This is a genomic window from Streptomyces sp. NPDC050842 (assembly GCF_044456565.1).
Lineage (GTDB): Bacteria > Actinomycetota > Actinomycetes > Streptomycetales > Streptomycetaceae > Streptomyces.
Window position 1 is genome coordinate 66,096 of sequence record NZ_JBITGA010000004.1, and the last position, 21,775, is coordinate 87,870.

Consider the following 21,775-nt stretch of genomic DNA (forward strand, 5'->3'; position numbering starts at 1 on the left):
ACGGCACACCCGCGATCACTCCCGATCGGCGCATGCCGCACCCCCTCCCCCGCGCCTAGCCTGCGGAGGAAACCCGCAAGTGCGTCCAGAACACCCCCAGGAGCCCCGCATGAACGCTGTCCCGCAGGAGCGGCGCGTCGTCACCGCCATCCCCGGTCCGAAGTCGCTGGAGCTTCAGGCCCGCCGTCTCGACACGGTCGCCGGTGGCGTCGGCTCCACGCTCCCCGTCTTCACGAAGCGGGCCGGTGGCGGCATCATCGAGGACGTCGACGGCAATCGCCTGATCGACTTCGGCTCCGGCATCGCCGTGACCTCCGTCGGCGCCTCCGCCGAGGCCGTCGTCCGCCGCGCCGCCGCGCAGCTCCAGGACTTCACCCACACCTGTTTCATGGTGACGCCGTACGAGGGTTACGTGGAGGTCTGCGAGGCGCTCGCCGAGCTGACCCCGGGCGACCACGCCAAGAAGTCCGCGCTCTTCAACTCGGGCGCCGAGGCCGTCGAGAACGCGGTGAAGATCGCCCGCTCGTACACCAAGCGCCAGGCCGTCGTCGTCTTCGACCACGGCTACCACGGCCGTACGAACCTCACGATGGCGCTCACGTCGAAGAACATGCCGTACAAGCAGGGCTTCGGTCCGTTCGCCCCCGAGGTCTACCGCGTGCCGGTGGCCTACGGCTACCGCTGGCTCACCGGTGCCGAGAACTGCGGCCCCGAGGCCGCCGCCCAGGCGATCGACCAGATCAGCAAGCAGATCGGCGCCGACAACGTCGCCGCGATCATCATCGAGCCGGTCCTCGGCGAGGGCGGCTTCATCGAGCCGGCCAAGGGCTTCCTGCCGGCGATCGTGAAGTTCGCCAACGACAACGGCATCGTCTTCGTCGCCGACGAGATCCAGTCCGGCTTCTGCCGCACGGGCCAGTGGTTCGCGTGTGAGGACGAGGGCATCGTCCCGGACCTCATCACCACCGCCAAGGGCATCGCGGGCGGTCTGCCGCTCGCCGCCGTCACCGGTCGCGCCGAGATCATGGACTCCGTCCACGGTGGCGGTCTGGGCGGCACCTACGGTGGCAACCCGGTCGCCTGCGCCGGTGCGCTCGGCTCCATCGAGACGATGAAGGAGCTCGACCTCAACGGCAAGGCGAAGCGCATCGAGGAGGTCATGAAGGCCCGCCTCACCGCCATGCAGGAGAAGTTCCCGATCATCGGCGACATCCGCGGCCGCGGCGCCATGGTCGCCATCGAGCTCGTCAAGGACCCGGCGACCAAGGAGCCGTTCGCGGAGGCCGCGGGCGCCCTGGCGAAGGCCTGCCACGCCGAGGGCGTGCTGGTCCTGACCTGTGGCACCTACGGCAACGTGCTGCGCTTCCTGCCTCCGCTGGTCATCGGCGAGGACCTGCTCAACGAGGGCCTCGACGTCATCGAGAACGCGTTCGCCCAGATCTGAGTCGAACGGACCCTGTTCTCACACACGGTGTTCTCACACACGGTGTGAAGACTCTGTGGGGGGCCGATGGCGGGATGCCCTTCCCGCTGTCGGCCCCCTCTTCTCTGGCGTACGGTTTCTGCAGATGAGAGAAACACCCCGGGCGGAGCCTCCCCAGCCCCGCCCACACCGCGCCTCGGCGCACACCGCTGGAGCCTCGTGCTCCGGGACTCCTCACCGATCGGATGGCCGCCCGCCCCACACCCCCCGGGGCGCGCGGCAGCCCGATCCCCTCGGCCGCCCTGGAACCACCCCCCCTGTTCCAGGGCGGCCGGCTCTCTTCTCGGCGCTCGTCGCCCTCGTCGTCGTGACCTGGCAGGTGCTCGTCCACGGCCCCTTGGCCAGGCTCGACGAGCGGGTGTCCCGCTCGCTGGTGGACTCGGTCCCCCGCTCCCTGAGCGAACTCGCCTCCGACCTCGGCAACATGACGGTCGCCCTGCCGGTCCTCGCCTGCGCGATGGCGTACGCGGTGTGGCGCGGCCGCCGGATCGCCGCCCTGTACGCGGGGCTCGCGATGGTCCTCGTACCGCTCCTGGTGATTCCGCTGAAGGAGTGGACGGCCAGGCCCGGCCCGCTGGAGCCGTGGGCTCAGGGCTACTACCCCTCCGGCCACACGGCCACCGCGATGGTCGCCTACTTCGGCGCCGCCTTCCTCGTCTCGAACCGGCTGATCCCCGTCGCCGCCGTGCTGACGGCGGTGACGGGGACCGGGCTGATCCTGCGCGGCTACCACTGGCCCCTGGACGTGCTGGCCAGTCTGTGCCTGGGGGTGCTGATCCTGGCGGTCAGCTCCACGTGTACGAATCGAAGTTCTTCGAGAACGCCCACTGGTTGTAGCGGTCCCAGTTGATCGACCAGGTCATCAGGCCGCGCAGCGCCGGCCAGGTGCCGTGGGTCTGGTAGGTGCCGCAGTCCGTCTTCCTCGTCAGGCAGTTGAGGGCCTTGTTCACCTCGGCCGGTGCCGTGTGGCCGTTGCCCGCCTGGGTGGAGGCCGGGAGGCCGATGGCCACCTGTTCGGGGCGGAGGGCCGGGAAGAAGCGCTCGCTGTTGCCCGCGACCGGGAAGCCGGTGAGCAGCATGTCGGTCATGGCGATGTGGAAGTCGGCGCCGCCCATCGAGTGGTACTGGTTGTCCAGGCCCATGATGGAGCCCGAGTTGTAGTCCTGGACGTGCAGCAGGGTGAGGTCGTCGCGCAGGGCGTGGATGACCGGGAGGTAGGCGCCCGCGCGCGGGTCCTGGCCGCCCCAGGGGCCGGAGCCGTAGTACTGGTAGCCGAGCTGGACGAAGAAGGTCTCCGGGGCCATCGTCAGGACGAAGCCGGGGCCGTACTTGGCCTTGAGGGTCTTGACCGCCTGGATCAGGTTGACGATGACCGGGCTCGTCGGGCTCCGGAAGTCGGTGTCGCCGGTCTGGAGCGAGAGGGAGTGGCCCTCGAAGTCGATGTCGAGGCCGTCGAGGCCGTACTCGTCGATGATCTTCGAGACGGAGGAGACGAAGGTGTCGCGGGCGGCGGTGGTGGAGAGCTGGACCTGGCCGTTCTGGCCGCCGATGGAGATGAGGACCTTCTTGCCCGCGGCCTGCTTGGCCTTGATCGCCGCCTTGAAGTCCGCGACGGATTCGACGTTCGGGCATTCGGTGGCGGGGCAGAGGGAGAAGCGGATGTCGCCCGAGGTCACCGAGGTGGGTTCGCCGAAGGCGAGGTTGATGACGTCCCAGGAGTCGGGGACGTCGGCCATGCGGGTGTAGCCGGAGCCGTTGGCGAAGCTGGCGTGCAGGTAGCCGACGAGGGCGTGCGCGGGCAGGCCGGGGTTGCCGCCCCCGCCGCCGCTGGTCGTCGTGGCGGTGACGGCGGCCGACTTCGGGGACTCGCCCGCGCTGTTCACCGCGGCGACCTGGAAGGTGTACGGGGTGGAGGCCGTGAGCCCGGTCGCGGTGGCCGAGGTGCCGGTGACCGTCTGGATCTTCGTGGTGCCCCGGTAGACGTTGTACGAGGTGGCGCCGGAGACCGCGCTCCAGGTCAGCGGCACCGTGGTGGACGTCGGGGAGCCCGCGGCGAGTCCGGTGGGAGCGGCCGGGAGCTGGACCGGGTCCCCGCCGGGGCCGAAGAGCGAGAGGTCGTCGGCCTGGTAGGCGGGGGTGCCGTACCAGCCGTGGGTGTAGATCGTCACCGAGGTGGTCGAGGCGCCCGTCGTGAACCTGGTCGCGAGCCGCTGCCAGTCGGGGGCCGAGCCCGTCCAGGTGGAGACGTCGGTGGTGCCGGTGCCGGAGGCGCCGAGGTAGACGTAACTGCCGCGGACCCAGCCGCTCAGCTCGTACGAGGAGTTGGGCTTGACGGTGACGGTCTGGGAGCACTTGGCGTTGTCGCTGCCGGCCGGGGTGGCCTGGAGCGCCTTCGTCCCGCCGTGTACGGGCGACGAGACGACGGCGCCGCTGCCCGCCGTGCAGTTCCAGCCGTCGAGGCCGGCCTCGAAGCCGCCGTTGCGGGCGAGTTCGGCGTCGGCGGCCAGGGCGGCCGCGGGGGTGAGTGCCATGAGTCCGCCGGCGGCGAGGGCGCCCGCCAACAGCAGGGTGAGGGGTCTGGTGCGGTCCACAACTGCCTCCGGGGGTGGGGGAATCGAGGTGGGCGCGCCACAGCATGGTCCAGACCAATCAAGTGGTCAAGACCTCTGCCTCGTGGGGGACTTGCCCGCGACTCGCGTCAGACGCCGGACGTTCCCCCGTCACCCCTGGCCAGTTGGCCCGCCGCCTCGTGCATCGCCAGCTCCAGGAGCGAGGTGTCGTTGAGGGTGCCCATCCCGTCCGGCGCCACCAGCCAGCGGACACCACCGGTCACCCGCCCCGGGTACGGGACGACGATCCAGGCGCCGGCGCCCACGCTGCGCACCCCGGTGCCGAGCCAGCGGGCGGCGGTGCCCGGCGGGACGAAGAAGCCGATCCGGGCGTCGCCGAAGTCGGCGAGGACCGGCCCCGGCCGGTCCACCAGGCGACTCAGCACGTCGAGGGTGGGATAGCCGAGCTCCCCCGGCAGGATCAGGACGTCCCAGCGCCTGCCGGCGGGCAGCAGCGCGACCCCGTGGGGGTTGCGCTCCCATTCCCACCGGCAGGCGTCGGGATCCGGCGCCACCGATGCCAGCCACTCCACGGCACTCCTGGCGCCTGTGGCCCCCGTACCAGTCATCGCAACGGTCTCCTTCCGTAAGGACACGGTGTCCACCCGGAGAGAGCGGGGTCGACGTCTTCTCTTACGCGACTTCGGGTCATCAGTAGGCAGTGATCTGGGTCACATGGCGAAGGTCCGATCGGGTGGACGGCGCCGGGCCGGGTCGACGGCCTCCCTCGCGCGTCCCTCCCCCCGTGTTCGTATGGGCCTTCGCCCGCCTCCTCGCACCGCCCACGCGCCGCCTCGCCACGGGAGTACCCATGCCGTATCCACAGTCGTCGGGTGGTGCCGGAGCTCCGGCGCCGGGCGGCGCGCGTCGCTCCGGGAAGGGGCTGCTGCGGCGTCTCGGCGAGTGGTCGGCCCGCCACTTCGTCGTCGTGCTCGTCGCCTGGGTCGTGGCGCTCGGCGCCCTGGTGGGGCTGAACCACGCGTACGGAGGCGAGTACTCCGACAACTACTCGCTGCCCGGCACCCAGTCCCAGGAGGGGCTCGACGTCCTGCGTGCGCACGAGCCCGCCGCCGGCGGCTACAGCGCCCAGGTGGTGCTTTACGACGGCGCGAAGCCGCTGACCGACGTCGGCGATCAGGTCTCGTCCGCCGTGGACTCGCTGAAGAAGCTCCCGCACGTCCTGAACGCCACGAGCCCGCTGCCGGCTTCCGGCACCCCGCCGCCCTCCCCTCCCCCGGGCACCCCGAACGTCGGCCCGCTGTCCACCGACGGGAAGACCGGCTACATCACCGTCCGTTTCGACGTCCAGCCCGGCACCCTCGGCGACGACTACCTGACCGGTGTGGACAGCGCCGTGGAGCCCCTGCGCGCCGCCGGGGTCCAGGTCGAGTACGGCGGGTCGCTGGGCGAACTGGCCCGGCCCGAGGCGGACGACCGGACGAGCGAGGCGATCGGGTTCGGCGTCGCGATCATCGTGCTGATCATCGGCTTCGGCAGCCTGATCGCCGCCGTGCTGCCCCTGGTCACCGCCCTGGTGGCGGCCGTCTGCGGCCTCGCGATCCTCGGCCTGCTCGCCGCGGTGTGGAACTTCGCGACCGTCTCCCCCACCCTGGCCACGATGATCGGCATCGGCGTCGGCATCGACTACGCGCTCTTCCTGATCACCCGGCACCGGCAGCTGCTGATGAACGGCCGGGATCCGGTCGAGGCGGCCGGCCTCGCCACCGCGACCAGCGGGCGGGCCGTCCTCGTCTCGGGCTGCACCGTCGTCATCGCCCTCGGCGGACTGTGGGTCTCCGGACTGAGCTTCATCGGACTGCTCGGCCTGGCCGCGACCTCCACCGTCGTCACCGCCGTCGCCGGAGCCCTCACGCTCGTTCCGGCGATGCTCGGGCTCATCGGCCGCCACATCGACCGGCTGCATCTGCGCGCTCCCGTCGCCGAGACCGACGAGACGACCGGCGACGGAACGACCGGCGACGGGTCGACCGGGAACGGAACGACCGGCGAGGCGCACGGCACCTGGCACCGCTACGCCCTCCGCGTGGAACGCCGCCGCTGGTGGTTCCTGACCTCGGGCGTCGTCGTCCTCGTCGTGCTGGCCATCCCCCTGTTCTCCATCCAGCTCGGTCACATCGGCGACGGCGCGGACCCGAAGTCCTTCACCGACCGGCGCGCCTTCGACCTGATGTCCACCGCCTTCGGACCCGGCTCCAACGGGCCCCTGACGCTGGTCATCGACCAGACCTCCGTCCCCGCGGCCGACCGCTCCGCGCTCGCGAGCCAGGCCCAGAAGGCGCTCACCGGCGTGCCCGACGCCGCCCTGATCACGCCGCTCACGCCGACCTCGGACGGCGACGTCCTGATCGCCACGGCCTACTCGGTCGCCGCCCCGCAGGACGAGAAGACCACGTCGCTGACCAACCACCTGGCCGACGACGTCCTCCCGCAGGCGGTCGGCGGCACCACCGCGGCCACGTACGTCACCGGCACCACCGCCGCGCAGGTGGACTTCCTCGACATCGTCTCCAGCCGGCTGCTGCTCATCATCGCCGTGGTCGTCGCGCTGGCGTTCCTCGTCATCCTGGTCGTCTTCCGCGGCCCGATCGTCGCCGCCAAGGCGGCGGTGCTCAACCTGCTGTCCATCGCCGCCTCGTACGGCGTCGTCGTCGCCGTCTTCCAGTGGGGCTGGGGCGGCCCGGCGCTCGGCGTCTCCGGCGACGTGCCCATCGAGAGCTACGTGCCGATGATGATGTTCGCCATCGTCTTCGGCCTGAGCATGGACTACGAGATCTTCCTGCTGTCCCGGGTCCACGAGGCGTGGCTGCGCACCGGCGACGCGAAGGCGAGCGTGGCCCACGCCCTGGAGATCACCGCGCGCGTCATCACCTGCGCGGCACTGATCATGGTGAGCGTCTTCGCGGCCTTCATCCTCAACGACAGCATCGTGGTGAAGATGATGGGACTCGGTCTGGCCGCGAGCGTGCTCATCGACGCGACGGTCGCACGGCTGCTGCTCGTGCCCGCGGTGATGACCCTGCTCGGGAAGTGGGCCTGGTGGACCCCCCGCTGGCTGGACAGGATCCTGCCGCACGTCGACACGGAGGGCGAGGGCGAGATGGCCGCGGCGGGCGGGAACGGCGAGGCGGGGCCACGGAAGACACCGTGACCCCGCCCCGTACCGAAGCGACCGACCCGTGACTAGCTGTCGAAGCCCAGACCCAGCTTGTCCATCGTCTTCAGCCACACGTTGCGCCGGCCGCCGTTCTCGTCGGCGCGGGCCATCGACCACTTGGTGATGCCGATGCCGGCCCAGGCGATCGGCTCGGGCGGGAACGGCAGCGGCTTCGAGCGGACCATGTCCAGCTCCGTGCGCTCGGTGCGCTCCCCGGCGAGCAGGTCGAGCATGACGTCCCCGCCGAAGCGGGTCGCGCCGACGCCGAGGCCGGTGAACCCGGCCGCGTACGCGACCTTGCCCTTGTACGCCGTACCGAAGAAGGCCGAGAAGCGCGAGCAGGTGTCGATCGCGCCGCCCCAGGCGTGGCTGAAGCGCAGGCCCTCCAGCTGCGGGAAGCAGCGGAAGAAGTGCTCGGCGAGCTTGAGGTAGGTCTCCGGGCGGTGGTCCATCTCGGCGTCGAGCTTGCCGCCGTACGGGTAGATCGCGTCGTAGCCGCCCCACAGGATGCGGTTGTCGGCCGTGATCCGGAAGTAGTGGAACTGGTTGGCGGAGTCGCCCAGGCCCTGCCGGTTCTTCCAGCCGACGGAGGCGAGCTGCTCGGGGCTGAGCGGCTCGGTCATGAGGGCGTAGTCGTACACCGGGACGGTGTACGACCGGACCCGCTTGACCAGCGACGGGAAGACGTTGGTGCCGAGCGCGACCCGGCGGGCGACGACCCTGCCGTACGGCGTGCGCACGCCCATGCCGGCGCCGACGGAGACCAGCTCCAGGCCGGGGGTGTTCTCGAAGATCCGGACGCCCAGGTCGAGGCACGCCTTCTTCAGGCCCCAGGCCAGCTTGGCCGGGTTGAGCATGGCCACGCCGCGGCGGTCCCAGAGGCCGCCGAGGAAGGTCGGCGAGTCGACCTCGGCCCGGACGGCGTCCCGGTCGAGGAGTTCGAGGCCGTCCGCGAGACCGAGGCGCTCGATCTCCTCGTACACCTCGTGGAGTTCCTCGACCTGGTACGGCTCGGTGGCCACGTCGATCTCGCCGGTGCGCTCGAAGTCGCAGTCCAGCGAGTAGCGGGCGACCGCCTCCTCGATCCCGTCGAGGTTCCGCTCGCCGAGCTCCTCCAGCTTCGGCAGCTCACCCGGCCAGCGGGCGAGCCCGTTGCCGAAGCCGTGCGTGAGGGAGGCGGCGCAGAAGCCTCCGTTGCGGCCCGAGGCGGCCCAGCCCACCTCGCGCCCTTCGATCAGTACGACGTCCCTGGAGGGTTCGCGCTCCTTGGCGAGGAGCGCGGTCCACAGTCCGCTGTAGCCGCCGCCGACGACGAGGAGATCGCACTTCTCGGTGCCGGTGAGGGCGGGCAGGGCTCCGGGCTTGCCGGGATCTTCCAGCCAGAAGGGGACGGGCTGGGCGTCGGAGAGAGATTGTGCAGCGAGACGCATGGCAACTGGGGCCATGGTTTCCAACTCCTTCGGTGCCTGAGCTGCCTGTTGCTCAGGCTGTCGTGCTCACGCTGTTGCTGTTTTCTTGCGCCGGTTCGTAATGATTTGCCCGGCCACCACCATCAGTACCGCGAGGACGAACATCGCGGTGCCGATGACGTTGATCTGAACGGGGGTTCCACGCTGGGCCGAGCCCCAGACGAACATGGGGAAGGTGACGGTGGAGCCCGCGTTGAAGTTGGTGATGATGAAGTCGTCGAACGAGAGCGCGAAGGCGAGCAGCGCGCCGGCGGCGATGCCGGGTGCGGCGATCGGGAGCGTCACGCGCAGGAAGGTCTGCACGGGGCCCGCGTAGAGGTCGCGGGCGGCCTCCTCGAGGCGCGGGTCCATGGACATGACCCGGGCCTTGACCGCCGTCACGACGAACGACAGACAGAACATGATGTGGGCGATCAGGACCGTCCAGAAGCCCAGCTCGATCCCCATGTTGAGGAAGAGCGTGAGCAGCGAGGCGGCCATGACGACCTCGGGCATCGCCATCGGCAGGAAGATGAGCGAGTTGATCGCGCCGCGCGCCCGGAAGCGGTAGCGGACGAGCGCGAAGGCGATCATCGTGCCGAGGACGAGGGCGCCGACGGTGGCCCAGGCGGCGAGCTGGAGCGAGAGGGAGAGCGACTCGCACATGTCGGCGACGCCGCAGGGGTCCTTCCAGGCGTCCAGGGAGAAGCGCTGCCAGGAGTAGTTGAAGCGCCCGTTCGGCTTGTTGAACGAGAACACCATCACGACGATGTTCGGCAGGATCATGTACGCGAGCGTGAGCAGGCCCGCGATGACGACAAGGTTCCGACGGATCCAACGCATCAGACCAGATCCTCCGTTCCCGCTCGGCGGATGTAGACGGTGACCATGACCAGCACGATCGCCATGAGGATGAAGGAGAGCGCGGCCGCCGTCGGGTAGTCGAGGACCCGCAGGAACTGCGACTGGATGACGTTGCCGACCATCTTGGTGTCCGTCGAGCCGAGCAGTTCGGCGTTGACGTAGTCGCCGCTGGCCGGGATGAAGGTGAGCAGGGTGCCGGAGACGACGCCGGGCATCGACAGCGGGAAGGTCACCTTGCGGAAGGTCGTCGCCGGGGAGGCGTACAGGTCCTGCGCGGCCTCGTGAAGCCGGCCGTCGATCCGCTCCAGGGAGGTGTAGAGGGGCAGGATCATGAACGGCAGGAAGTTGTACGTGAGACCGCAGACCACCGCCATCGGCGTGGCGAGCACGCGCTCGCCCTCGGTCCAGCCGAGCCAGCTGGTCACGTCGAGGACGTGCAGCGCGTTCAGCACGTCGACGACGACGCTGTCGTCCGCCAGGATCGTCTTCCACGCGAGCGTCCGGATGAGGAAGCTGGTGAAGAACGGCGCGATGACGAGGACCAGGAGCAGATTGCGCCAGCGGCCGGCCTTGAAGGCGATCAGGTACGCCAGCGGGTAGCCGAGCAGCAGGCACAGCAGGGTCGCGGTCCCGGCGTACAGCAGGGAGCGGACGAACTGCGGCCAGTACTCGGTGAAGGCGTCCCAGTAGGTCTGGAAGTGCCAGGTGACCTGGAAGCCCTGCTCCAGGGAGCCGGTCTGGATCGAGGTCGACGCCTGGTAGACCAGCGGCAGCGCGAAGAAGACGAGCAGCCAGATGATGCCGGGCAGCAGCAGCCAGTACGGGACGAGCCGCTTGCGGGTGGAGGGCTTGCGCAGAACCGGTTCAGCGACCGGCTGCGGCGCCTCCTCCTTCGTGAGGGTGGACGTACTCATCCGGCGTCCTCCACCGTCTCCACACCCGCGTCGATGTCCTGCGCCGCGTCGAGCCCGAAGGTGTGCGCCGGGTTCCAGTGCAGGACGACCTCGGCGCCGGGGACGAGTCGCGTGTCCCTCTCGATGTTCTGCTCGTACACCTGGAGTTCCGCGCCCGCCGGCGAGTTCACCACGTACTGCGTGGAGACGCCGATGAAGGAGGAGTCGACGATCCGGCCGGTGACCCGGTTGCGGCCGTCGGCTATCGCGCCCGCGTCGTCGGCGTGCGCGAGCGAGATCTTCTCGGGGCGGACGCCGACGAGCACCTTGCCGCCCTGGCGGACGGCGGAGGTACAGCGGTCGCCGGGGACCCGGAGCTTGCCGCCGCCCGCGGTGACGAGCACGTCCGAGCCGCCGGTCTCCAGGACCTCGGCCTCGATGAGGTTCGACGTGCCGAGGAAGTTGGCGACGAAGGTGGTCTGCGGGTTCTCGTACAGGTCGGCGGGGGCGCCGAGCTGCTCGACCCGGCCGCCGTTCATCACCGCGACCTGGTCGGCCATGGTCATGGCCTCCTCCTGGTCGTGGGTGACGTGGACGAAGGTGATGCCGACCTCGGTCTGGATCCGCTTGAGCTCCAGCTGCATCTGGCGGCGCAGCTTGAGGTCGAGCGCGCCGAGCGGCTCGTCGAGGAGGAGGACCTGGGGGTGGTTGATGAGCGCGCGGGCCACGGCGACGCGCTGCTGCTGGCCGCCGGAGAGCTGGTGCGGCTTGTGGCGGGCCTTGTCGCCGAGCTGCACGAGCTCCAGCATGTCGTCGACCTGCTTCTTCACCGACTTGATGCCGCGCCGGCGCAGACCGAAGGCGATGTTCTCGGTGATGTCCATGTGCGGGAAGAGCGCGTAGGACTGGAAGACGGTGTTGACCGGCCGCTTGTACGGCGGGAGGTCCGTGACGTCCTTGTCGCCGAGGAAGATGGTGCCGGTGCTCGGGTCCTCCAGGCCGGCGATCATGCGCAGCGTGGTGGTCTTGCCGCAGCCGGAGGCGCCGAGCAGGGCGAAGAAGGAGCCCTGTGGAACGGTCAGGTCGAGCGGGTGGACGGCGGTGAAGGAGCCGTACGCCTTGCTGATCCCGGTGAGACGGACGTCGCCGCCGGTGTTCTTGTCAGTCATGGGTTGCTGTCCCAGGGAGTGAGAGAGGTGGACGACGTCGGGCTCAGGCGCCGATGAGCTTGGCGAACTTCTCCTCGTACGCCGTCTCCTCCGCGCTGGTGAGCGAACGGAAGGCGCGCGACTTCTTGGCCATGGCCTTGTCCGGGAGGATCAGCGTGTTGTTCGCGAGCTCGGGGTCGATCTTGGCGAGCTCGTCCTTGACCCCGTCGACGGGGCAGACGTAGTTGATGTACGCGGCGAGCTGCGCGGCGACGGGAAGCTCGTAGTAGTAGTCGATGAGCTTCTCGGCGTTGGTCTTGTGCGTGGCCTGGGCGGGGACCATCAGGTTGTCGCTGGAGGTGATGTATCCGGCGGACGGGATGGCGAACTTGATGTCCGGGTTGTCCGCCTGGAGCTGGATGACGTCACCGGCCCAGGCGAGGCAGGCCGCCAGGTCGCCCTTGTCCAGGTCCGAGGTGTAGTCGTTGCCGGTGAAGCGGCGGATCTGCTTCTTGTCGACGCCCTTCTGGAGCCGGCCTATCGCCTCGTCGTACTCGGCGTCCGTGAACTTCCCCGGGTCCTTGCCCATGTCGAGCAGGGTCATGCCGACGGAGTCGCGCATCTCGGTGAGGAAGCCGACCCGGCCCTTGAGGGAGGGGTCGTCCAGGAGCTGGGTGACCGAGTCGACCTTCTTGCCGCCGGTCGCCTTGGAGTTGTAGGCGATGACGGTGGAGATGCCCGTCCAGGGGTACGAGTAGGCGCGGCCCGGGTCCCAGTCGGGGCGCCGGAACTGGGCGGAGAGGTTCGCGTAGGCGTTGGGCAGGTTCGCCGGGTCGAGCTTCTGCGCCCAGCCGAGCCGGATCATCCGGGCGGCGAGCCAGTCGGTGACGCAGATCAGGTCGCGGCCGGTGTTCTGACCGGCCGCGAGCTGCGGCTTGATCTTGCCGAAGAACTCGACGTTGTCGTTGATGTCCTCGGTGTACTTGACCTTGATCCCGGTGCGTTTCGCGAACGCCTCCAGCGTCGGACGCGACTTCTCGTCCTCGCTGATGTCCATGTACTCGGTCCAGTTGGAGAAGGCGAGGCTCTTCTCCTTGGCCGAGACGTCGGTGGAGGCGGGACCCTGGCCCTCCCGCTTGGCGGGCGGGATGCCGCAGGCGCTCAGGCCGGCGAGACCGCCGACCGTGAGCGCGCCGACGCCGCCCGCCCGCAGCATCGAACGACGGCTGAGGGCACCCCGGCCACTCGTCAGACTGCGCTGTACCGCCGCCAGCTGCGCGGCGGACAGGTGTTCGGGCTCGTACTGCTCCATGCGCTGTGCCCTTTCGGGAGGGTGTGGGCCGCTGGTCGGGCGGCGAACCACGCGGCGGTAGCCGCATGTCGAATACTTATCGGTCCCCGAAGATCGTGCGGTGCCAGTCCTTCGCGGCCACCGCGGTGTTGTCGAACATCACGTGCTTGACCTGCGTGTACTCCTCGAAGGAGTACACCGACATGTCCTTTCCGTATCCCGACGCCTTGGTGCCGCCGTGCGGCATCTCGCTGATGATCGGGATGTGGTCGTTGACCCAGACGCAACCCGCCCGGAGCTCCCGCGTGGCGCGGTTCGCCCGGAAGACGTCACGGCTCCAGGCGGAGGCGGCGAGGCCGTACGGGGTGTCGTTGGCGAGCCGGATGCCCTCGTCGTCGCTGTCGAAGGGCAGGGCCACCAGGACCGGGCCGAAGATCTCCGACTGCACGACCTCGCTGTCCTGTGCGGCGCCGGTGATCAGGGTCGGACGATAGTACGCACCGTCCTTCAGGTCACCCCCCGGGATCTCGCCGCCCGCCACGACGGTGGCGTAGCCGCGGGCGCGCTCGACGAAGCCGGCGACGCTGTCGCGCTGGGCGTGGCTGACCAGCGGGCCGAGGTCGGTGGCGGCGTCGAAGGGGTCGCCGACGCGGACCGTCTCCATCAGTTCGGCGACGCGGGCGACGAAGGCGTCGAAGAGCGGGCGCTGGACGTAGGCGCGCGTGGCGGCGGTGCAGTCCTGGCCGGTGTTGATGAGGGAGGCGGCGACGGCGCCGTTCGCGGCGGCCTCCAGGTCGGCGTCGTCGAAGACGACGAAGGGGGCCTTGCCGCCCAGTTCGAGGTGGAGCCGCTTCACGGTGGCGGTGGCGACCTCGGCGACGCGCTTGCCGACCGGGGTGGAGCCGGTGAAGGAGGTCATGACGACGTCGGGGTGACCGACGAGGTGCTCGCCGACGACCCGCCCGGAGCCGCTGACGATGTTGATGACGCCGTCGGGGATACCGGCCTCGGTCGCCGCCTGCGCGAACATCAGCGAGGTCAGCGGGGTGATCTCGGCGGGCTTCAGGACGATCGTGTTGCCGGCGGCGATCGCCGGGAGGATCTTCCAGGCCGCCATCTGGAGCGGGTAGTTCCAGGGGGCGATGGAGCCGATGACGCCGATCGCCTCGCGCCGGATGTACGAGGTGTGGTCGCCGCTGTACTCGGCGGCCGCCTGGCCCTGGAGGTGGCGGGCGGCGCCCGCGAAGAAGGCGGTGTTGTCGATGGTGCCCGGTACGTCGAACTCGGTGGTGAGCCGGAGCGGCTTGCCCGCCTGGAGCGACTCGACCCACGCGATGTCCTCGGCCCAGTCGGCGAGGACGCCGGCGAAGCGGTGCAGGGCGTCGGAGCGCTCGCCCGGGGTGGCGCCCGACCAGCCGGGGAAGGCGGCCTTCGCGGCGGCGACGGCCTCGTCCACGTCGGCGACGGAGGCGAGCCGGTAGGTGTAGACACCCTCACCGGTCGCGGGGTTGATGATCGTGTGTTCTCGATCGGAGGTTCCGGCCCGGAGCCGTCCGCCGATGTACTGTGCGCCGTCCGCGAAGCGGTCCGTCACCTGGAAGCGGTTGCCCATGACGCTCTCCGTTGTCCCAGCTCGAATTGAGTGCCGATCCTGACATGAGGATGCCACCCCAACAAGTGATTCCGTTGTTGCCTTTTGGTTACGCAACGGAATCGGTCGACCATGTGTCGAGGTGGCCGGAAAATCTCCGTACGGAGTGTCCGTGGCGGATGCCACACTCGCGTGCATGAACACGGTCGACGAGCTGACGCAGCAGGTCAACGCGGGTGAGAGGGTCAAGTGGCTGCTCTTCTGGGGCCACCGCCCGCACCCCGACGGGCGGCTCTCGGCGAGCTGCCTGAGCCAGTGGTGGCCCGCACCCTTCGTGGTCGACGGCGTGTCGTACGCGACCGCCGAGCACTGGATGATGGCGGCCAAAGCACGCCTCTTCGGTGACGCGGAGGCCGAGCGCGCCGCCCTGGCCGCCCGGACCCCGGCGGAGGCGAAGAAGGCCGGCCGGCTGGTGCGGGGCTTCGACGAGACGGTGTGGGAGCGGGAGCGCCTCGGGATCGTCGTCGAGGGCAGCGTCCACAAGTTCTCCTCGAACGAGGGCCTGCGCGCGTACCTCCTCGGCACGGGCACGCGTGTCCTCGTGGAGGCCAGCCCCGTGGACCGCGTCTGGGGGATCGGCCTCGCGGCCGACGACGCGGGCGCCCACGACCCGGCCCGCTGGCGCGGGCTGAACCTGCTGGGCTTCGCCCTGATGGAGGCCCGGGACCGGCTGCGCGGCGGCTGACGCGCGGAGGCCCCGAGCACCTGCGTGAAGAGGCCCCGCACCGGTCGGTGCGGGGCCTCTTCACGCAGGTACCGGCGTCAGCGGCCGTCCCGCTCGATCTGCAGGACCGACGCGAACGGGTCGCTCTCCTCCTCGAAGGACGAGGAGTCCTGGGTGGCGGCCCAGATGATGAGGCCCAGGATGACGGCGCCGACGACGATGCCGATCGAGCCGAGGATGACGCCCGCGAGCGCCATGCCCCGGTTGGTCGCCTCGCCCCGGCCGGCCTTCTTCATGCCGATGATGCCGAAGATCAGCGCCAGGATGCCGAGGATGATGTTGATGCCGTACAGGCAGAAGCCGACCACCGCGACGATGCCGAGCACCATCGAGGCGATGCCCATGCCGTTGGACGGCGACTGCTGCCAGCCGGGCGGCTGACTGCTGTACCCCGCGCCGTAGGAGGGGTACGCGTACCCCGACGTGGCCGGGGGCACCGGCGCGACGGGCGGCGTGCTCGCGGCGGACGGGTAGCCGTAGGCGCCGGCCGGCGGGGTGGCCGCCGGGTAGCCGTAGCCGGGCGTGGCCGCGGGGCCGCCCGGGGCGACCGGCGGCGGCGGGACGTCGCTCGCGGCCGGCATGGACGTGACCGTCATCTGGTCGTGCACGGGCGGGGTCGACGGCGTCGCGGGCTTGCTCAGCTCCACACCGTCGCGGTTCGGCGGAGCCCACGGGTCCGCCGGGTTGTACCCGCCCTGCGGCTGGTCTCGGTTGTCAGACATGGGCCTCCCCCATCGTGGTCACGCCATGTTACGACCTCACCCCTGAGGGGGAACCGCCCGGCCTACGATGACCCGATGAGCGATCTCCATCCCTTCATCGCGGGCCTGCCCAAGGCCGAGCTCCACGTCCACCACGTCGGCTCCGCCTCGCCCCGCATCGTCGCCGAACTCGCGGCCCGGCACCCGGACTCCAAGGTCCCCACCGACCCCGAGGCCCTCACCGACTACTTCACGTTCACGGACTTCGCCCACTTCATCGACGTCTACCTGTCGGTCGTCGATCTGGTCCGCACCCCCGAGGACGTCCGGCTGCTGACGTTCGAGATCGCCCGGGACATGGCCCGGCAGAACATCCGGTACGCCGAGCTGACCATCACCCCGTACTCCTCCACCCGCCGCGGCATCGACGAGCGCGCCTTCATGGCGGCGATCGAGGACGCCCGCAAGTCGGCCGAGGCCGAGTTCGGCACGATCCTGCGCTGGTGCTTCGACATCCCCGGCGAGGCCGGCCTCGTCTCCGCCGAGGAGACCGCGCGGCTCGCCACGACCGACGGGATCCGCCCCGAGGGCCTGGTCTCCTTCGGTCTCGGCGGACCCGAGGTGGGGGTCCCGCGTCCGCAGTTCAAGCCGTACTTCGACCTGGCGCGCGCCGCCGGTCTGCACTCCGTCCCGCACGCGGGCGAGACGACCGGCCCGCAGACCGTCTGGGACGCGATCAACGACCTGGGCGCCGAGCGCATCGGCCACGGCACCAGCTCGGTCCAGGACCCGGCGCTCCTCGCCCACCTGGCCGAGCACCGCATCGCCCTGGAGGTCTGCCCGACCTCCAACATCGCCACGCGGGCCGTCGCCACGCTCGACGAGCACCCGATCCGGCAGATGGTGGACGCCGGGGTCCTCGTCACGGTCAACAGCGACGACCCGCCGATGTTCGGCACGGACCTCAACACCGAGTACGCGGTCGCCGCCCGGCTCCTCGGCCTCGACGAGCGCGGTGTCGCCGCCCTCGCGAAGAACGCGGTGGAGGCCTCCTTCCTCGACGCGGCCGGCAAGGCGCGGATCGCCGCCGAGATCGACACGTACACGGACGGCTGGCTGGCTCGCTGACGACGGTGAGAATGGGGCCATGCGCCCTGTGACTGCCGTCGCCCACCGCGGCGACCCGTACCGCGTCCGAGAGAACACGCTCCCCTCGATCGCCTCGGCGATCGGGCGGGGGGCGGACGCCGTCGAGGTCGACGTCCGGCTCACCAAGGACGGCGTGCCGGTCCTCCTCCACGACGACACCCTCAAGCGGCTCTGGGGCCACGACCGGCCGCTGTCCCGGCTCTCGTACGAGCAGCTGCGCGAGCTGACGTACGACGACGTGCCGACCCTGCGCGAGGCGCTGATCACCGTGGGGGCGCACCGGCTGATGCTGGACCTGCCCGGCGGGAACGAGGACTCGGTCCGCACGATCGTCGGTACGGTGCGGGAGTGCGGCGCCGGGGAGCGCGTGTACTACTGCGCGGGGGCCGTGGCCATGCTCCAGGTGCGGGCCGCCGACCCGGCCGCCGAGATCGCCCTGACCTGGACCTCGCTCGCCCCGCCCCGGCGGGTGCTGCTCGACGCGGTGCGGCCGAAATGGCTCAACTACCGCTTCGGCCTGGTGAGTCGGGAGCTGACCGAGCGGGTGCACCGGGACGGTCTGCTCGTTTCGGCCTGGACCGCGGACACCACCCGCACCATGCGTAAGCTGATCTTCAACGGGGTCGACTCGATCACCACGAACCGGGTCGACGCACTCGCCGCCGCTCTGCGAAAGGCTCGCGCATGAACGACCGGATCCGCACCGACATCGCCCACAACGCCCGGGTGTGGAACTACTGGCTGGGCGGCAAGGACAACTACCCGGTGGACCGCGGGGTCGGCGACCAGGTCACCGCCTTCTACCCGAGCATCGGCGAAGTCGCCCGCGCGGACCGGGCGTTCCTCGGCCGGGCGGTGACCCATCTGGCCGCCGACGCGGGTGTGCGCCAGTTCCTGGACATCGGTACGGGCCTGCCGACCGCCGACAACACCCACGAGGTGGCGCAGCGGGTCGCCGCCGACGCGCGGATCGTCTACGTCGACAACGACCCGATCGTCCTCACCCACGCCCGCGCGCTCCTGACGAGCTCGCCGGAGGGGGTCACCGAGTACGTGGACGCGGACGCGCAGGACCCGGAGAAGATCCTGGCGGCCGCCGGCACGACGCTCGACCTGTCCCGCCCGGTCGCGGTGCTGATGCTCGGCATCCTCAACTTCGTCCTGGACACCGGCGAGGCCCGGTCGATCGTGAAGACCCTGATGGACGCCGTCCCCTCCGGCAGCTATCTGGTCCTGACCCACCCGACGCTGGAGCCGGAGCTCGGCGGCGAGGGCAACAAGGCCGCGATGGCGTTCTGGAACGAGAACGCGACGCCGCCGATCACCGCCCGCAGCCGGGCCGAGTTCGCCTCCTTCCTCGACGGGCTCGACCTGCTGGAGCCTGGCATCGTGTCCTGCGCGCGCTGGCGCTCCGAAGGGGCGGCCGAGGTCGCTCAGTTCGGCGCGGTGGGCCGCAAGCCGTAATGGCCGGGCGGGGGGACGTGCCCGGGGACATCCCGGGGGCGATACGGGGCGGGTGGCAGCGGGCGCGGAGCTGGGGCGCGGCGAACCCGTGGGGCGTGGACATCGGGATCGCGCTCCTCGTGCAGGCGGCGATGACGATGCCGTTCGTGGTGCCGCGCCCGCCCGAACTGGAGCCGGCGAGCTGGCCCGCGTACGGCCTGACGACCCTCATGGTGCTGCCGCTGGTCTGGCGGCGGCGCGCGCCGGTCGCCGTCCTGCTCACGGTCCTGGCGGCGAGCGCGCTGTACAGGCTGGCCGTGGAGGGGCCGGGGCAGCCGCTGCCGTACACCGGGCTCGTCATCGTCTACACGATCGCCGCGCTCTCCCCGCCGTGGAAGCGGCTGGTGACGACGGCGCTGCTCGTCGTCGCGGTGCCCGTCTCGGTCTGGCTCAACACCCAGTCCGTGCGGGAACTGACCTTCTCCCTCTTCGTGTTCGCCGCCGCGTACGTCTTCGGCCGGCTCCAGGACGCGCGTCAGCGCGAGCACCGGATCGAGGCCGAGCGGGCCGCCGCGCGCGAACGGGCCCGGATCGCACGGGAGATGCACGACATCCTGTCGCACGCGGTGAGCCTGATGGTCGTGCAGGCGGAGGCGGGGCCGGTGGCGGTACGGGCGGCCCCGGAGCGGGCCGAGGCCGCCTTCGAGGCGATCTCGGCGACCGGCCGCGACGCGATGGCCCAACTGCGGCAGATGCTGGGGGTGCTGCGCGACGGCTCCGAGAGCGGGGCCGCCCCGCGGGAGCCGCAGCCCGACCTCGGCGGCATCGCCGAGCTGGTCGAGCGGGTCCGGGCCGGCGGCGGCGTGGCCGTCACGTACACGACCGAGGGCGGGGTGCGGGCCCTTCCTGCGGCGACCGGCGCGAGCGCCTACCGGATCGTCCAGGAGGCCCTGACAAACGTGGTGAAGCACGCGCGCGCCCGCACGGCCGAGGTCCGGCTGACGCATGAGGAGGGGGTGTTGCGCGTGACGGTCACGGACGACGGGCGCGGCCCGCAGGCGGGATCCGGCGGCCACGGCCTCGTCGGCATCCGGGAGCGGGCGGCGGCACACGGCGGCACGGCGGCGATGGGCCCGGGCCCCGGCGGCCGGGGCTTCGAGGTGCGGGTGCTGCTCCCCGTACCCTCGACCACGGGGGTGAGGACATGACGATCCGTGTGGTGGTCGCCGACGACCAGGAGCTGGTCCGCAGCGGCTTCGCGATGATCCTGGACGCGCAGCCGGACATCGAGGTGGTGGCGGAGGCCGGCGACGGCGCGGAGGCGGTGGACGCGGTGCGCCGCCTCCGCCCCGACGTGGCGCTGCTCGACATCCGGATGCCCCGGACGGACGGCATCGAGGCCTGCCGGACGATCAGCGCGGAGTCGGAGTGCCGGACGGTGATCCTGACGACCTTCGACACCGACGCGTACGTGTACGAGGCGCTGCACGCGGGGGCGAGCGGTTTCCTCCTCAAGGACGTGCGCAGGGACGACCTGGTGCACGCGGTCCGGGTCGTGGCGGCGGGCGACTCGCTGCTCGCACCGTCCGTGGCAAGGCGCCTCGTGGAGCAGTACACCGCGGGCGGACCGCGCAGGACCGCCACCGGCCCGGACCCCCGGCTCGACGTGCTGACGGGCCGCGAGCGGGAGACGCTGCTGCTGCTCGCGCGCGGTCTGTCGAACGCGGAGATCGCGGCGGAGCTGGTGGTGAGCGACCACACGGTGAAGACCCATGTGGGGAACGTGCTGGCCAAGCTGGGGCTGCGGGACCGGATCCAGGCGGTGATCTGCGCGTACGAGACGGGCCTGGTCGCGGCGGGTTCTCCCCCGCCCGGGGGAGGCACGGGCCCCGGCCTCTCCCCCGCGTCGGCGAGGAACTGACCCCCGCAAGACCGCCGGTGCGGGCGATCCGCGGATCTCCCCTGGTCAGCAGGATGGAGCCATCGAGAACAACGGCTCACACCACGGGAGTTGACCATGAAGAAGTCCACCCGCACCCTGCTCGCCGCCGCCCTGGTCCTGGGGGTGGCCGCGGGACCGGCGATCGTCCCGGCCGCGGCCGCGGCACCGGCGGCCGCCGCGCAGGAGGCTTCGACCCCCTCCCTGGAGGCGGCGATGTCGGCCGCGATCGCCGGTCTCCCCCGGGCCGACGCGACGGCCGCGCTGGTCAGGGTCAGCGGCACGGAGGGTTCCTGGCAGGGCAGTTCGGGCGTCCACGACCTGGAGAGCGGCGCCCCGGCCGACCCGGCCGCCCGCTTCCGGGCCGGTTCGGTGACGAAGGTCTTCACGGCGGCGACCGTCCTCCAGCTCGCCGCCGAGGGCCGGATCGACCTGGACCGGTCGGCCCGCTCGTACCTGCCCGAGCTGATCCCCGGCCGGTACGCCAGGGTGACCGTCCGCCAGCTCCTGAACCACACGCACGGCATCCCGGCCCCCGACTTCGCGGGCACGACCGTGGAGGAGTGGTACGCGAACCGCTTCCAGGTCCACACCCCCGAGGCGATGGTCCGGTCGGCGACGGCGAAGCCCCGCGAGTTCCGGCCGGGCACGAAGCAGCACTACCTCAACATCGGGTACACGATCGCCGGTCTGATCGTGGAGCGGGTCACGGACGACACGTACGAGCGGCAGGTGGAGCGGCGGATCCTGCGCCCGCTCGGCCTCCGCGACACGTACTTCCCCGGCAAGGACCCCCGGATCGTCGGCCCGTACAACCACGGCTACCAGACGATGCGGCTCGACGACGGGACGACCGGGCTCCGGGACGTCTCCGTGTGGGGGACCACGGACGGCTGGGCGGCCGGCGACCTCGTGTCGACCACCGCCGACCTGGAGCGGTTCACGCAGGCACTGTTCGCGGGCCGGGTGGTGCGCGGGCCGCTCCTGGAGGAGATGTTCACCCTGCCGAAGGTCCCTGACCTGCAGTCGGGCGACCCGGCCGCGTACGCCGCCGGTCTGGCGATGAAGCGGCTCGGCGGGCGCGAGGTGTGGGGCAAGACGGGCGGCCGCTGGGGCTATAACACCGCCATCGCGTCGACCCGCGACGGCGCCCGCACGCTCGTCTACAGCGTCAACGCCACGGACGCCAAGGGCCAGGACATGAACCGGACGGCGCTGACCGTCATGGTGGCGGCGTACGGGATGCCCGGCTGATCA

At 70.9% G+C, this 21,775-nt stretch carries 19 protein-coding genes; 10 read left to right on the forward strand and 9 right to left on the reverse strand.

The genetic code is table 11. From position 1 onward, the window contains the following. The first annotated feature begins 109 nt into the window (after positions 1-109). The gene (gabT, locus tag ACIBG6_RS13405) at positions 110-1,444 is read left to right on the forward strand and encodes a 4-aminobutyrate--2-oxoglutarate transaminase (protein ID WP_399222750.1); all 1,335 of its coding nucleotides are present in this window, start codon (positions 110-112) and stop codon (positions 1,442-1,444) included. 124 nt (positions 1,445-1,568) lie between these two features. Then, positions 1,569-2,333: a phosphatase PAP2 family protein gene (locus ACIBG6_RS13410; RefSeq protein ID WP_399222751.1), complete on the forward strand. Its 765-nt coding sequence runs from the start codon at positions 1,569-1,571 to the stop codon at positions 2,331-2,333. On the opposite strand, the gene ACIBG6_RS13415 is transcribed toward ACIBG6_RS13410, so the two are convergent. Continuing rightward, entirely contained in the window at positions 2,269-4,014 is a 1,746-nt protein-coding gene (locus ACIBG6_RS13415; RefSeq protein ID WP_399223345.1) for a chitinase, read from the reverse strand. The genes ACIBG6_RS13410 and ACIBG6_RS13415 overlap by 65 nt on opposite strands. 167 nt (positions 4,015-4,181) lie before the next feature. Then, positions 4,182-4,661 (reverse strand): hypothetical protein, encoded by a 480-nt coding sequence (locus ACIBG6_RS13420; protein ID WP_399222752.1) that lies wholly within the window; start codon positions 4,659-4,661, stop codon positions 4,182-4,184. A gap of 242 nt (positions 4,662-4,903) precedes the next feature. On the opposite strand from ACIBG6_RS13420, the gene ACIBG6_RS13425 reads away from it, so the two are divergent. Continuing rightward, positions 4,904-7,261 (forward strand): MMPL family transporter, encoded by a 2,358-nt coding sequence (locus ACIBG6_RS13425; protein WP_399222753.1) that lies wholly within the window; start codon positions 4,904-4,906, stop codon positions 7,259-7,261. 32 nt (positions 7,262-7,293) lie between these two features. Here the strand turns inward: ACIBG6_RS13425 and ACIBG6_RS13430 are convergent, their stop codons facing one another. The 6 genes from ACIBG6_RS13430 to ACIBG6_RS13455 form a co-directional block, all read right to left on the reverse strand. Next, positions 7,294-8,712, reverse strand: a complete 1,419-nt coding sequence (locus ACIBG6_RS13430; protein ID WP_399222754.1) for an NAD(P)/FAD-dependent oxidoreductase — start codon at positions 8,710-8,712, stop codon at positions 7,294-7,296. A gap of 51 nt (positions 8,713-8,763) precedes the next feature. Continuing rightward, on the reverse strand, positions 8,764-9,558 hold the full coding sequence (locus ACIBG6_RS13435) for an ABC transporter permease (RefSeq protein ID WP_056644638.1): 795 nt from the start codon (positions 9,556-9,558) through the stop codon (positions 8,764-8,766). After that, positions 9,558-10,493, reverse strand: a complete 936-nt coding sequence (locus tag ACIBG6_RS13440; protein ID WP_399222755.1) for an ABC transporter permease — start codon at positions 10,491-10,493, stop codon at positions 9,558-9,560. Before ACIBG6_RS13440 ends, ACIBG6_RS13435 begins: the two co-directional genes overlap by 1 nt. Then, the gene (locus ACIBG6_RS13445) at positions 10,490-11,641 is read right to left on the reverse strand and encodes an ABC transporter ATP-binding protein (protein ID WP_399222756.1); all 1,152 of its coding nucleotides are present in this window, start codon (positions 11,639-11,641) and stop codon (positions 10,490-10,492) included. Before ACIBG6_RS13445 ends, ACIBG6_RS13440 begins: the two co-directional genes overlap by 4 nt. Positions 11,642-11,684: 43 nt before the next feature. Then, on the reverse strand, positions 11,685-12,932 hold the full coding sequence (locus ACIBG6_RS13450; protein ID WP_399222757.1) for a spermidine/putrescine ABC transporter substrate-binding protein: 1,248 nt from the start codon (positions 12,930-12,932) through the stop codon (positions 11,685-11,687). Positions 12,933-13,008: 76 nt separating this feature from the next. Then, complete coding sequence (locus ACIBG6_RS13455; protein ID WP_399222758.1) at positions 13,009-14,523, reverse strand: gamma-aminobutyraldehyde dehydrogenase; 1,515 nt, start codon at positions 14,521-14,523, stop codon at positions 13,009-13,011. 175 nt (positions 14,524-14,698) lie between these two features. Between ACIBG6_RS13455 and ACIBG6_RS13460 the strand changes: the two genes are divergently transcribed. Then, entirely contained in the window at positions 14,699-15,247 is a 549-nt protein-coding gene (locus tag ACIBG6_RS13460; RefSeq protein WP_399222759.1) for an NADAR family protein, read from the forward strand. Positions 15,248-15,324: 77 nt separating this feature from the next. Here the strand turns inward: ACIBG6_RS13460 and ACIBG6_RS13465 are convergent, their stop codons facing one another. Further along, entirely contained in the window at positions 15,325-16,008 is a 684-nt protein-coding gene (locus ACIBG6_RS13465) for a DUF4190 domain-containing protein (RefSeq protein WP_399222760.1), read from the reverse strand. Between the two features lie 75 nt (positions 16,009-16,083). Between ACIBG6_RS13465 and ACIBG6_RS13470 the strand changes: the two genes are divergently transcribed. From ACIBG6_RS13470 to ACIBG6_RS13495, 6 genes are all read left to right on the forward strand, one after another. After that, positions 16,084-17,115 carry an adenosine deaminase gene (locus ACIBG6_RS13470; RefSeq protein ID WP_399222761.1) on the forward strand — a complete coding sequence of 344 codons (1,032 nt, stop codon included), beginning with the start codon at positions 16,084-16,086 and terminating at the stop codon, positions 17,113-17,115. A gap of 19 nt (positions 17,116-17,134) precedes the next feature. Then, positions 17,135-17,824 carry a glycerophosphodiester phosphodiesterase gene (locus ACIBG6_RS13475; RefSeq protein ID WP_399222762.1) on the forward strand — a complete coding sequence of 230 codons (690 nt, stop codon included), beginning with the start codon at positions 17,135-17,137 and terminating at the stop codon, positions 17,822-17,824. Beyond that, positions 17,821-18,600, forward strand: a complete 780-nt coding sequence (locus ACIBG6_RS13480; RefSeq protein WP_399222763.1) for an SAM-dependent methyltransferase — start codon at positions 17,821-17,823, stop codon at positions 18,598-18,600. The genes ACIBG6_RS13475 and ACIBG6_RS13480 overlap by 4 nt, the downstream gene beginning before the upstream one ends. Further along, positions 18,600-19,787 (forward strand): sensor histidine kinase, encoded by a 1,188-nt coding sequence (locus ACIBG6_RS13485; protein WP_399222764.1) that lies wholly within the window; start codon positions 18,600-18,602, stop codon positions 19,785-19,787. Before ACIBG6_RS13480 ends, ACIBG6_RS13485 begins: the two co-directional genes overlap by 1 nt. After that, complete coding sequence (locus ACIBG6_RS13490) at positions 19,784-20,500, forward strand: response regulator (protein WP_399222765.1); 717 nt, start codon at positions 19,784-19,786, stop codon at positions 20,498-20,500. The genes ACIBG6_RS13485 and ACIBG6_RS13490 overlap by 4 nt, the downstream gene beginning before the upstream one ends. A gap of 96 nt (positions 20,501-20,596) precedes the next feature. Next, positions 20,597-21,772 (forward strand): serine hydrolase domain-containing protein, encoded by a 1,176-nt coding sequence (locus ACIBG6_RS13495; RefSeq protein ID WP_399222766.1) that lies wholly within the window; start codon positions 20,597-20,599, stop codon positions 21,770-21,772. The last annotated feature ends 3 nt before the right edge of the window (positions 21,773-21,775 follow it).